This is a genomic window from Flavonifractor plautii ATCC 29863 (assembly GCF_000239295.1).
GTDB lineage: Bacteria > Bacillota > Clostridia > Oscillospirales > Oscillospiraceae > Flavonifractor > Flavonifractor plautii.
In genome coordinates this window covers 11355-23956 of sequence record NZ_JH417639.1, presented here as the reverse complement: position 1 = coordinate 23956, position 12602 = coordinate 11355, and the positions used below count along the sequence as shown (strand labels likewise).

The following is a 12602-nucleotide window of genomic DNA, read 5'->3' as shown; positions in this document are numbered from 1 at the left end:
CTCTCCGGTAAAACTATAATTTTGTCTCCAGAGTGAATCATCCCCTCCTGCAAAACAATGGCGAAAACCTTCTCCCGGCGCCACACTGTCTCCGATCCGCCGCCAAATCACACAGCTTGCATGGAACTCACCGCCAATTTAAGTAATCCTCAATTGGGTATCACCAGCTTAAAGCGTGGTTCTAACCGGGAGATTATTTAAAGTACTCCCTCTCGTTAAAATGTTCTCCGCAAAGCTCCTTACAGGAACGTTCAGTGAAGCGGATTTCACCTTTTCCACGCTTTCTGCCCCACGGTTTTTCTGGTTGCAAAAGTGTAGCGATTCACACTTGTCCGGCACACCCGTCCATCATCAATGAGACCAAATTCGCCAACGCCGCCAATACCACCCCCAGCAGCCCGGCCCTGATACAGTTTTTCCATGTCCTCCCGGTGGAAGAGACGCTGTGTCCTCAAAAATTGATTCAGCATCGTTGCTTATGCCTCAATTCTTGTATTTCCACTCATTCAATCACTGCCTGACCTTTTGTGGTCAGAACCATACTTCCACTCGGAATCTGAGCAGAAAGACGCCGTAAATCGACCTCTGTTTGGGTCAGTTTCAGCGCACCGCAACTTCCGCAGCAGCAGGCGCCGCAGTGGTCATGTCCGCCGTTCAACATATGGCTGTCCAAGCCTGAGCCTGTATTTTGTGAATCAGCGTTTCGTTGGCGGCGCCTGGCAGATCGTGCCGCCGCCAACAACGACATCTCCATCATACAGAACCACAGCTTGTCCAACGGTAACAGCCCTCTGCGGCGCATCGAATTCCAGCCTAACACGGCCGTGTTGCTCCGGGTACACAGCAGCCCACTGTTCCGCCTGACGATATCGGGTTTTGGCCTTCACCCGCATGGGCTGCTTTAATTGCGGGATGGAGATCCAGTTCATATCTTCCGCAAGAAGCATACTGCTATACAGCGCGTTTTCCGGCCCCACTGTGACCGTATTGGCAGCCATATCCTTTCCGCAAACGTACACAGGTTCACCCATGGCAAGACCAAGTCCTTTTCTTTGCCCCAAGGTGTAACGGACAGCCCCGCAATGTCTGCCGACCGGCTGGCCCTCCAGATCAAGAAACGCTCCTGCCGGGTAGTGTTTTCCGGTATACTGTTCCATAAACTTGACATAGTCCCCGTTCGGAACGAAGCAAATGTCCTGACTGTCGTGCTTCCAGGCGTTGCAGAATCCCAACTGTTCCGCGATCTCTCTCACTTCCTTTTTCATTTTGCCGCCCAAAGGAAACTGTATGTGGCTAAGCTGGTTCTGTGTCAGCATATACAGCACATAGCTTTGATCCTTGCTGTCATCCAGCGCTTTTTTCAAAAGATACCTGCCGGACACTTCGTCATATTCAATGAGGGCATAGTGTCCGGTGGCCACATACTCCAGTCCCCTCTCATCGGCAAAGCGAAGCAGTTTATCGAACTTCATATACCGGTTACAATCAATGCATGGATTCGGTGTCCCGCCCGACTCATATGTTCGGATGAACTTTCCGATGATCTGGTTCCTGAAGTCCATGGTAAAATCCAGCACTTCATAGGGAATATCCAGTTGAAACGCCACCCCACTGGCGTCGTCGATATCCTTCTGCGAGCAGCAGGTATGGAACTGACTCAAGCCGATGTCCGCGTTGCGGTAAAGACGCATGGTCGTTCCCTCGCAGCGATATCCTTGCTCACGCATCAGCCATGCCGCGACAGAGCTGTCCACACCGCCGCTCATTGCAATCAGGGCACTCTTTTCTCTATTAGCTGACATCTTCCTACTGCAGTTCTTCAGGAACCCACCACAGGCCGTCGTTGTTCTCCTCCAGATAGGCCTTAAATCGGTCAGAGTGATAAGCGTCTACAATGGCCTGCGCCCAGTCAGCATCTTTGTTTCCTTCCTTGACAACAACCTGTAGGATAAGGTGATCAAGAATGTCCTCGGTTGCCAGTGCAGCAGAGGGGTCAATCCCGGCATTGTAAACAATGCTGCCGGTAATGATTACATAGTCAAAGTCCTGGATGGCTGCGGGGATGGTTAAAGACTTCATTTCCACAAATTCCAGATTCTTGGGGTTCTCCACGATATCATCCTGTGTCACGGCAGAGGGATCTACGCCGCTATCCAGAGTGATCCAGCCGATCTTTTGCAGCAGGACATAGGCCCGAGCGGTGTTGGAGGCATCGTTGGGGACGGCAATTTTTGCGCCGTCAGTCACTTCATCCAGAGATGTGTGGGTCCCAGAGTAAATACCGGCGGGAACGGTAGGGATGGGACTGATGGGAACCAGATCACCGTTGTTATTGGAGTTAAAGTTTTCGGCGTATGCCGTGTGCTGTTCCACGTTCACATCCACATCGCCGTCGTTCAGGGCGATATCGGCAGTCAGCAGGTCGGAAAAGTCGACTCCTTTCAGGGTGTAGCCCTGCTCCTCTAGGATGGGAACGATCGCTGCTTCGAACAATTCGGTGTAGGGACCTTGAGACTTGCCGTAGACGATCTCCGTCTTTGCGGCGGGATCGGCGGAGGATGCTCCAGAGGCCGGTGCGCTGTCCGTGGAGCTGTCACTGCCGCCGCAGGCAGTCAAACTCAGAATCAGAATCAGGGACACTACCAATGCAAAAAACTTCTTCATAGGATTAACCTTCTTTCACGACTCGACACTAATATGAATCACACATTATCTGTGCTCACGCAGACGGCGGGAAACACGGTTGCCTGCCATCTGCAATAGTTGTACCAGGATGACCAGAGCAATGACAGTAACTATCATCAACGGGGTATTCATCTTTTCATAACCATAGGTCAATGCCAGATCGCCGATACCGCCTCCGCCGCAGTAACCAGCCATAGCGGAGGCGCCCAACAGGCCGACGGTTCCTGTGGTCAAGGCCAGAACCATAGAACCCAGCGCTTCAGGCATCAGAAAACAGCGGATGATCTGCCAGGTTGTGGCTCCCATGGCCTGGGCCGCCTCCAGAATGCCTGGGGATACCTCCAGCAAACTGTTCTCAATCAAGCGGGCTAAATAGGGACTGATATAGACCACTAACGGAACCAAAGCGGCCGTGCTGCCAATCGTCGTACCCAGAATAGCGCGGGTAAGCGGCATGATGGTAACCAGCAAAATGATGAACGGAACACTCCGTACCACATTGATGTAGAGGCTGACGATACTGTGTAGAACTTTATTTTCCACAAGGCCGCCCTTGCGGCAGAGCACCAGCACCAAGGCGAGCAAGGTACCGAGCACAGTGCCAATCAATAGTGCAATACCCACCATGTATAGTGTTTGACCGCCATTAAGCAGCAGTCGCTCGACAGATACCTTAAAAATCTTTGTTTCCAACAGAGCTTCCATCAGTCGAATACCACCCTTTCGCGGAGAACTCCAGTCGCGTCGATCTGTGCTTCGGCCTGGAGCAGCTTGTCATCGGAACCAAACATTTGCAGGATGAAAATACACATGATGCTTTCCCCAAACTCCTGAACGGTTGCACCAAGGATATTAACCTCCACGCCGGCAATCTGGCAAATCTCGGAAATGACCGGTTTTTTGACGCTGGCGCCGATAAATTTCAGCCGGTCAATCACGTAGTGCCGCGTTTCTGTCTGGAGCAAATCCAGAATGCTCTTGGGGATCTGATCGTTGATAACCGTGCGGACAAACTCCTGTGTCACTGGAGCATGAGGCTGGCTGAACACATCCAACACTGTTCCCTGTTCCACGATCTGCCCGTTTCCCATGACGGCAACCTTGTTGCAGATCATCTGGATCACCTGCATCTGGTGGGTGATCAGCAGAATTGTCACGCCCATCTTTTTGTTGATGCGCTTTAGGAGGCCGAGGATGGATTCTGTGGTCTTGGGATCCAGTGCACTGGTGGCTTCATCACACAGGAGAATTGCGGGTTCTGTTGCCAGCGCCCTGGCAATACCCACCCTTTGTTTCTGTCCGCCGGAAAGCTGAGTGACATAAGTATCTCGTTTGTCGTGCAGCTCCACGATATGGAGCACTTCTTTGACGCGTTCAGTGATCTTCTCCTTGGGGATGCCCTCCAGGATCAGTGGAATCGCAACATTCTGGAATACGGTTTTGGACTCCAATAGGTTGAACTGCTGAAATACCATGCCAATTTTACGGCGCATCTTCCGCAGCTCAGCTTTGGAGAGCGTGCTCAGTTCCCGGCCAGCCACGGTGACTGTGCCGGTATCCGGTTTTTCCAACTGGTTGACCATGCGGAGCAAAGTGGATTTTCCTGCGCCGGAGGAGCCGATAATCCCATAGATATCTCCTTTCTCCACATGAACCGACACATCCTTCAGCGCATCCACCGTACCGCTGGGGCCGACATATCGTTTGCTAATATGTTCTAATTGAATCATGGCTTCTCCTGCCTTCCAAGCCACCACAGGGCGTATCCCACATATAAGCCTGCTCCCAAGACAAGTGCATTCTCATCCAAATCAAAGTTTCCGTTGTGGAGGCTGTTCAATGTGCTGGGCAAGTCTGTGTTTGCTGTGCCAATATAGGCGTAGCACCCTGGTACAAAACGTTGATACTCAGCAAAGTTATCGCCGCCCAGGGACAAGGGGCGATTGGTGACGACCTGAATATGGTCTCCCAGCCCCTTTGCCACTTCTGCCGCCTCACGGCTGACCTGCGGATCATTAATCAGAGCGGAGGTAATATCCGACCAAATCACCCTGGCTTCCGCGCCACTGATGGCTGCAATCTGCTCCGCGGTCTGGTCGATCCACTCCCGCACCTGCAGACGCGTCTCCTGAGAGATCGTGCGGGTGGTCCCCTCCAGCTCCGCATATTCCGCAACGGCATTGTAGGTCGTTCCAGCAGCAAATTTCCCGACGCCGAGGAGCACTGGCTCCACAGGTGAAGAACGCCGGGCAACCAGTCCCTGGATCGCTACCACGATCTGACTGGCGGCATACAGGGCATCCGCGCCCAACTGCGGGGTGGAGACATGGGCCGCCTTGCCATGGACTAGGATACGGAAATGATCCACTGCGGCATTGTTCAGTCCGGGCGTAAGTCCAATGGTGCCAAGGGGCAGATCCGGAGCACTGTGCAGGCCCAGAATGCGCTCCGCGCCATCCAGGGCTCCGGCATTTATAAAATCTGGAGCGCCTTTGCCGGTCTCCTCCGCCGGCTGGAACAGAAAACGGAGCTCTCCACCAAAGCGGTCACGATTTTGGGAGAGGACTTTCGCGGCACCCAAGAGGCTTGCTGTGTGGGCATCGTGCCCACAGGCGTGCATGATTCCGTCTGTCTGAGAACGGTACTCCACATCGTTGGTTTCCTGAATGGGCAGCGCGTCAATATCCGCCCGTAAGGCTACGACTCCGCTGCCGCTTTGAGTGCCTCGCAAAATCCCCAGAACACCGGTAGCTCCGATCCGAGTATGCGAAATTTCGAACCGCTCAAGCTCCTGTTCGATCACCCCAGCAGTACGCCTTTCCTGTAGGGACAATTCCGGATGACGGTGAAAATCCCGACGTAAGTTAATCATATATTCTTTTTCAGCACATACCTGCTCACGCAATTCATTCAAACTGATACCTTCTTTCGCTGGAATCCTTCCGGTCCAAAAAATTATTACGTTTGGGGACGCTTCCGTGCGTACATCGTCCGCACCTAAAATTTTTCCATAGCAGTTCTTTAAATATATATAGACTGCATCTTACGTTTCCTTCCGTGAGAAAATAAAGAGCGGGGCATCCGTTTCTCATGGATACCCCGCTTAATTGCACACAAAGCACAGCCTATCGTATCAAACGCAGGCGAGGTATGGAAATGATTCGATTTTTATAACAGTGCATAATTTGACACATACACATCATAGTCAAAATCCTTTCCAAAACATAAAATTGTGCTTTACTTCAAATTTGCAATCAGCATTTCACAGCGGCAAAGCCCTTTTCCAGGTCGGCAATGATGTCATCAATATGCTCGGTGCCGATAGAGAGGCGGATGGTGTTGGGCTTGATGCCCTGGTCGAGCAGCTCCTCAGCAGAAAGCTGGCTGTGGGTGGTGGTGGCCGGATGGATCACCAGGGACTTCACGTCGGCCACGTTTGCCAGCAGGGAAAAGATTTCCAAACTGTCGATAAACTTGTGGGCTTCCTCCTGACCACCCTTGATTTCAAAGGTGAAGATGGAGCCGCCGCCGTTGGCAAAATACTTCTCATACAGAGCGTGGTCGGGATGCTCGGGCAGGGAGGGATGGTTCACATGCTCCACCTTGGGATGGTTTGCGAGGAACTCCACGACCTTCTTGGTGTTCTCTGTGTGGCGGTCCAGACGAAGAGACAGGGTCTCCACACCCTGCAGCAGCAGGAAGGCGTTGAAGGGAGAGATGGCGGCGCCGGTATCCCGCAGCAGGATGGCCCGAATGTAAGTAACAAAAGCGGCGGGACCGACAGCGTCCACAAAGCTGACACCGTGGTAGCTGGGATTGGGGTTTGCAATGGGCGCGTACTTGCCGTTGGCCTTCCAGTCGAACTTGCCGGAGTCCACGATGATGCCGCCCAGTGTGGTGCCGTGGCCGCCGATGAACTTGGTGGCGGAGTGGAGCACAATATCAGCGCCGTGCTCAATAGGGCGGACCAGATAGGGCGTGCCGAAGGTATTGTCGATGACCAGAGGCAGACCGTGCCTGTGGGCGATGGCTGCAATGGCGTCGATGTCTGGAATGTCAGAGTTGGGGTTGCCCAGAGTCTCCAGATAAATTGCCTTGGTGTTATCCTGAATGGCATTTTCCACTTCTGTAAGATCATGAGAGTTGACGAAGGTAGTGGAGACACCGAACTGGGGCAGGGTGTGGGCCAGCAGGTTGTAGCTGCCGCCGTAAATGGTCTTCTGCGCCACGATGTGGTCGCCAGCCTGGGCCAGCGCCTGAATGGTATAGGAGATGGCGGCGGCACCAGAAGCGGTAGCCAGAGCCGCCACGCCACCCTCCAATGCTGCGAGGCGCTTTTCCAGCACATCCTGCGTAGAGTTGGTCAGGCGGCCATAAATATTACCGGCATCCGTCAGCCCGAAGCGGGCCGCCGCATGGGCGCAGTTGCGGAAGACATAGGAAGTGGTCTGGTAAATCGGTACTGCACGGGAATCCGTAGCGGGATCGGGCTGTTCCTGACCAACGTGAAGCTGCAGGGTTTCAAACTTATAATTGTTATTCATGGTTTATACCTCTTTCAGTTTATAGTTTGATTTTAGATACAAAAAGACCGGGGCGTTATTCGCTCCCGGACAAAGAGATATGGCCATGTAATGATCTTATTAAATCACAACAAAGTGAGTGGAGGACATACCGATCCACCCGGCCAAATCCAGTGCCCGGGAGTTCAGCATTCGTCCACAGCGGAAATTGCTGCGCAACAGTTGTTGAAACAGATTGCTCATTTTGCACGCCCCTCTAAAACCAATTTACTCAGTTGGTTTATGGGATTATACTACCACCTATTTCCTATGATGTCAATAGGTAATTTCATTATTGATTGATCTGGTATAAAGACCTGTTAAAGAACCGACCAGAGCAAAAAAGGAGCCATTCACACGAACGGCCCCTTTTCCTTGCTTATGAAATGCACGATTGCTGAATATTTTGAATAATATGCTCCATCAGCGCCACCCGGCGGAACGGGGTCATGAGGTAATAACCGTCGGTGTAGGGGAAGATCTCTTTGGCAATCGCCGTCGAAACGGTGACCGCCAGAGCTTCCGCTGCATCACGGTCCTTCCCCTCATATAAATGAATGATCTCATCGCACACCCGCATGCCTGAAATCTCATTGTTCAGAAAACAGGCGTTTCGGTGGCTCACCACGGGGAATATCCCGCCCAGAATCTTGCCCCGCAGAGTCTTGTGTGCCAATTTCAGGTTGTCCAGCGCCTCGGCGGACAACACCGGCTGTGTCAGAAAGCCGGAAACACCACATGCCTCTTTCTCCTGTGCCCGCCGCAGTTCCACATCAAAATTGCGGGCGTTCAGATTCAGAGCGCCATAGATACGAAAGGGGGTACGCAGGGTATTTTCATTCAGCATATGGACAAAGCGGGCCAGCTTGCGGGAGTTGAAATTGAATACGCTTTTGACTTCGTTCCGATCCTCGGTAGGGATAGGGTCGCCGGTGACCACCAGCACATTGTGTACCCCTTCCATGGACAAGCCCAAAAGCAGAGCCTTGGTAGCATTCAGATTGCGGTCACGGCAGGTCATATGGGGCAACGGCTCTATACCAATATCCCGCTTGATTTTACAGGCCAACAGGCTGCTGTCCGCCCGTGGGCGACCGATGGGACAATCTGCGATCGTCACCGCATCGGCCCCCGAGCCCCGCAAGGCCTGCACCCCCTCCCAAAAGCCCGCGCTGTCGTCATCTACGGGTGGGTCCAGTTCCACGGCAATGACACGCTTACCCGCCTCCAACTTCTCCCAAAGGGAGTTGGACGCATTGGCCGCAGGTTTGAGCAGCTTTTTCGGAGCAGAAACGGTGCACTTAGGAAGCGGCTCTTTCAAAGCCTGCGCCGTCTGGGCAATATGTTCCGGCGTAGTACCGCAGCAGCCGCCTACGATGGAGGCGCCAGCCTGAACGATTTGTGCAATCTGCCCTGCAAAGTAGTCAGGCTGACCGCCGAATACCGTGCGGCGGCCCAGCACGGTGGGGTAACCGGCGTTGGGCATGACAGTCAGAGGCTTATCGCTCAGCTCCAGGGTCTGAATGTATTTCAGCAAATGGCGGGGGCCAGAAACACAGTTAAAGCCCACTGCATCCACCCCAGCCAGTTCCGATGCAAAGCGATACAGCTCGCTGCCCAAACGTCCGGCGCTGGTCATCCCACTATGGTCCACGGCAAAGGAAACCATAAGAAACGCATCCGGATTTTTTTCCTTCAACCAACCAGCCAATTCCGGGAGCCCCTCGTCACCAGACAGCGTTTCCACCAAAAAATGGGTCACCCCCTGTTCCAGAAACCACTGCGCCTGCGTCTGGTATAGATCTGCCGGGGCGCGGCTGTGGTCACGGGGCGCGGGGCCCAGATCTGCAAATACATAAGCCCCATAGGGTTGAGCGGCTTGCCGTGCCAGGTGGCAGGCCGCATTTACGATGTCGCAGGCGGTTTCATCGTTCCCATCGGAGAGATCTCCACTGATGGCAAAGGTATTGGTCTTGATGGCCCGGCAGCCGGCCTGCAAATAAGCGCGGTGGATGCGCAGAATTTCCTCCGGGCGGGTCAGGTTGGCCCGTTCACAGCGTTCCTCAGCCCGGCCCGGATGGGCGGCGAAATAAGTGCCCATAGCCCCGTCAAACAGCAATGGCTTTCCCTGCGATAAATAGGTGCGGATATCCATCATCCCATGACCTTTCTGGTGATCTCCACCGACTGGTGGGCATCCTTGGCGTAGTAGTCCGCATTCATTTGTTTGGCGTATTCCGGCGTCACCACCGCGCCGCCCACAAAGATGACCGGGGGCTCCTCCATAGTGTGCAGCAACCGGATGGTCTTTTCCATGGCGGGCAGTGTGGTGGTCATCAGGGCGGACAGGCCCACCAGGCGCACCCCCTGCTCCTGAACCGTCCGCAGGATGGTCTCCGGCGGCACATCCCGGCCCAGATCCAACACCTCGTAGCCGTAATTTCCCAGTACGGTTTTCACAATATTTTTGCCAATGTCATGAATGTCGCCCTGCACAGTGGCAACGATGAGTTTTCCCTTCTTCACGGGCACACCGCCCTTGGCGGCAATAGAGCTCCGGATGACCTCGAATACTGCCTGTGCCGCCTGGGCGGCGCTGAGCAGCTGGGGCAGGAATGCCGTACCCTTGTCATAGTCCTCTCCCACCTTGTCCAGTGCGGGGATCAGGTGGTTTTCTACCAGAGACAGCTCATCCTCGGTCTCCAGCGCTTTGGCAGCCAGCTTTCCGGCATCGGCCTTCAACCCACGGATGACCGCATCGCCCAACGTCAGGGCATCCGCCTTCGGCGCTGCCTGCACGACAGGGGACTCCGCCGCGAAACGGGCAACATAGGCTCGGCACTCCCGGTCCTCTCCGGAGAGTACACGGTACGCCGCCACCGCGTCCATCATCTCCGTTTGATTTGGGTTGATGATGGGCAGAGTCAGCCCGGCATGCATGGCCTGAATCAAAAAGTTCTGCGTGATCAGCTTGCGGTTGGGCAGGCCAAAGGAGATGTTGGACACGCCCAGCACCACCTGCAGCCCCAGCTCCTCCCGGATGGTCCGCACCGCTTTCAACGTCTCCGCAGCCTGCTCCTGCTGGGCCGAGACCGTCAGGGTCAGGCAGTCAATCCACACATCCTCTCTGGGGATGCCGTGGTCCAAAGCAGCCTGCAGAATGCGGCAGGCGATGGCGACCCGCTCTTCCGCTGTTTTGGGGATGCCGTTTTTATCCAGCGTCAGACCCACCACGGACGCGCCGTACTTCTTCACAATAGGCAGCACACGCTCCAGAACCTCCGGCTCTCCGTTGACAGAGTTCACCGCAGCCTTGCCGTTATAGACCCGCAGCCCTGCCTCCAGTGCGTCCGGGTTGGAGGAATCGAGCTGCAACGGCACAGCGATCGCGCTTTGCAGCTTCTTTACCACTCTGGGCAGCATAACCACTTCATTCACACCGGGGAAGCCTACGTTCACATCCAGGATGTCCGCTCCGGCATCCTCCTGCTGGACACCCACATCCAGGATATAGTCCAGGTCATTTTCCAGCAGTGCCTGCTGGAAACGCTTTTTCCCGGTGGGGTTGATACGCTCGCCAATCACCCGCACACCATTCAGTCGGATGGGTGTCACAGGGGTACAGACAAGACCGGTGTTGTTATAGTGCCGGGATACGGGCTTTTTTCCTTCCAGAACTGCCGTCAGCCGACGAATGTATTCCGGGGATGTACCGCAACAGCCGCCCACGATGGAGATACCAGCCTCCACGCAGGTCAGCAGAGCCTGGGCAAAGTCCTCCGGTCCCATATCATAGTGTCCATCCACCGGGTCCGGCAGGCCCGCGTTAGGCTTGGCAATGACCGGCAGGCGGGTATTCTCACACAGTTCTTTCAGCAGCGGCGCCAGCAGGTCTGGCCCCAGCGAACAGTTCAGTCCAATAGCGTCCGCACCCAGGCCCTCCAGTGTACGGGCCATGGAGGCGACCGTACAGCCGGTGAAGGTCCGGCCGCCGGCATCAAAGGACATGGTGACAAACACCGGCAGGTGGGCGGCCTCCTTGGCCGCCAGCAGGGCAGCCTTGGCCTCGTACAGGTCTGTCATGGTTTCCACCACGATTAAGTCCGCGCCGGCCTTTGCACCAGCTTCCGCCATTTCGCGGAACAGGTCATATGCCCGCTCAAAAGACAGCGTACCCATAGGCTCCAACAGCTCGCCAAGCGGGCCCACATCCAGCGCCACCAGGGTACCGGTACCGGCCGCCGCTTTCTTTGCCACAGCGATGGCCGCACCCACGACCTCCTCCACACTGTGGCCCGTCTTGGCTAGCTTTAAGCCGTTGGCACCGAAGGTGTTGGCATAAATCACCTGGCTTCCGGCGGCGATGTACTCTTTATAGACGGAATCCAGCAGCTCCGGCTCCGTCAGATTCAGCAGCTCCGGCCGGCCTTGGGGAGACAGTCCCCGCTGCTGGAGAACGGTGCCCATAGCGCCGTCCAGGATCAAAAATTTGTTTTGAGGTATCTCAATTCCCACAGTGTTTTCCTCCCACGCGCAATTTGCAGGTCTCACGCATCGAACAATATGCGCATCCACGGATGCGGGCCATCTGGGGCCAGTCGGACAAGCCGATGATGGCGGTGACTGACTTGGATGGGTTCATCAAATAGCTCTCTGTTACATACAGTCCAAGCCGCCTTTGGGTATCCAGTGCGGCGCAGATCTTCGGCTGCAAAGACAACGGCAGATCCCCGTACCCGGGACTGAACCGGTCCGTTCTATAGCGGTTCGGAAGACAACGCGCCAGTTCCTGCTCCACCTGGTCGCACCCGGCCTCCACCCAGGCGCTGCCGCAGGCAGCCAGAATGACTGCCCTGGACATATCACGAGCCTGTTCCCTGCGCAAGAGGGCTTCAAACTGCGTCCCCAGAGTGCACGCCATCAGCACGGCCTGATCGCACTGCTCCAGCATTTTCGCTGCGTCCGCGCCCGGAAGGACCAGCTCGGCCTCCGGCAGCAGGAATCCGGCCTCTGTTTTTTGAAGGGAACACACGCGGTAGGTGTATCTGGGCTGTATAGCAGCCGTTAACTTGTCTGCGACAGCAGCCACACTCGCCCGAATGGACTCGGCTGCTTGTCCGCCGATGCCCAGATAACGCAACGCCTCGTCCACATTCAGCTTCACACGTTTCCCCTCCTTTTTCTTCTCTTATCACTGCTTCCATGCAGCGCAAGCTTTCCCACCAATCAATATGGATTAAATTAGTATAGCAACAATCTCCTACTACGTCAATGGGTTATCCGGCTTCGGTTTACTTGTTTTGCACGAAACCTACTTTGCGCACCTATAAAATTATATAAAGAGGGCGGTTGTCT

General features: G+C 54.9%; 10 protein-coding genes. All 10 read right to left on the bottom strand.

What is annotated here, in order from left to right; translation table 11 throughout:
• Positions 1-266 precede the first annotated feature (266 nt).
• Positions 267-422 carry a hypothetical protein gene (locus HMPREF0372_RS19540; protein ID WP_155116943.1) on the bottom strand — a complete coding sequence of 52 codons (156 nt, stop codon included), beginning with the start codon at positions 420-422 and terminating at the stop codon, positions 267-269.
• A 273-nt stretch (positions 423-695) separates the two neighbouring features.
• Positions 696-1802 (bottom strand): tRNA 2-thiouridine(34) synthase MnmA, encoded by a 1107-nt coding sequence (gene mnmA, locus HMPREF0372_RS01205; protein ID WP_039996443.1) that lies wholly within the window; start codon positions 1800-1802, stop codon positions 696-698.
• Between the two features lie 4 nt (positions 1803-1806).
• On the bottom strand, positions 1807-2664 hold the full coding sequence (locus HMPREF0372_RS01200) for a MetQ/NlpA family ABC transporter substrate-binding protein (protein WP_007488240.1): 858 nt from the start codon (positions 2662-2664) through the stop codon (positions 1807-1809).
• 45 nt (positions 2665-2709) lie between these two features.
• Complete coding sequence (locus tag HMPREF0372_RS01195) at positions 2710-3390, bottom strand: methionine ABC transporter permease (protein WP_007488239.1); 681 nt, start codon at positions 3388-3390, stop codon at positions 2710-2712.
• Positions 3390-4415: a methionine ABC transporter ATP-binding protein gene (locus tag HMPREF0372_RS01190; RefSeq protein ID WP_007488238.1), complete on the bottom strand. Its 1026-nt coding sequence runs from the start codon at positions 4413-4415 to the stop codon at positions 3390-3392. Before HMPREF0372_RS01190 ends, HMPREF0372_RS01195 begins: the two co-directional genes overlap by 1 nt.
• Positions 4412-5599, bottom strand: a complete 1188-nt coding sequence (locus tag HMPREF0372_RS01185; RefSeq protein WP_039996442.1) for a M20 metallopeptidase family protein — start codon at positions 5597-5599, stop codon at positions 4412-4414. The genes HMPREF0372_RS01190 and HMPREF0372_RS01185 overlap by 4 nt, the downstream gene beginning before the upstream one ends.
• Positions 5600-5939: 340 nt before the next feature.
• Entirely contained in the window at positions 5940-7229 is a 1290-nt protein-coding gene (locus tag HMPREF0372_RS01180; RefSeq protein ID WP_007488234.1) for an O-acetylhomoserine aminocarboxypropyltransferase/cysteine synthase family protein, read from the bottom strand.
• Positions 7230-7626: 397 nt separating this feature from the next.
• Positions 7627-9405, bottom strand: a complete 1779-nt coding sequence (locus HMPREF0372_RS01175) for a bifunctional homocysteine S-methyltransferase/methylenetetrahydrofolate reductase (protein ID WP_007488232.1) — start codon at positions 9403-9405, stop codon at positions 7627-7629.
• Entirely contained in the window at positions 9402-11762 is a 2361-nt protein-coding gene (locus tag HMPREF0372_RS01170; RefSeq protein WP_007488231.1) for a homocysteine S-methyltransferase family protein, read from the bottom strand. Before HMPREF0372_RS01170 ends, HMPREF0372_RS01175 begins: the two co-directional genes overlap by 4 nt.
• Positions 11752-12411 carry a vitamin B12 dependent-methionine synthase activation domain-containing protein gene (locus HMPREF0372_RS01165; protein WP_007488230.1) on the bottom strand — a complete coding sequence of 220 codons (660 nt, stop codon included), beginning with the start codon at positions 12409-12411 and terminating at the stop codon, positions 11752-11754. Before HMPREF0372_RS01165 ends, HMPREF0372_RS01170 begins: the two co-directional genes overlap by 11 nt.
• Between the last annotated feature and the right edge of the window lie 191 nt (positions 12412-12602).

Bases quoted from the DNA above. Each gene is read 5' to 3' on its own strand.
- HMPREF0372_RS01195 (WP_007488239.1), bottom strand. From the start codon at position 3,390: ATGGAAGCTCTGTTGGAAACAAAGATTTTTAAGGTATCTGTCGAGCGA.
- HMPREF0372_RS19540 (WP_155116943.1), bottom strand. From the start codon at position 422: ATGGAAAAACTGTATCAGGGCCGGGCTGCTGGGGGTGGTATTGGCGGC.
- mnmA (WP_039996443.1), bottom strand. From the start codon at position 1,802: ATGTCAGCTAATAGAGAAAAGAGTGCCCTGATTGCAATGAGCGGCGGT.
- HMPREF0372_RS01180 (WP_007488234.1), bottom strand. From the start codon at position 7,229: ATGAATAACAATTATAAGTTTGAAACCCTGCAGCTTCACGTTGGTCAG.
- HMPREF0372_RS01190 (WP_007488238.1), bottom strand. From the start codon at position 4,415: ATGATTCAATTAGAACATATTAGCAAACGATATGTCGGCCCCAGCGGT.
- HMPREF0372_RS01200 (WP_007488240.1), bottom strand. From the start codon at position 2,664: ATGAAGAAGTTTTTTGCATTGGTAGTGTCCCTGATTCTGATTCTGAGT.
- HMPREF0372_RS01175 (WP_007488232.1), bottom strand. From the start codon at position 9,405: ATGATGGATATCCGCACCTATTTATCGCAGGGAAAGCCATTGCTGTTT.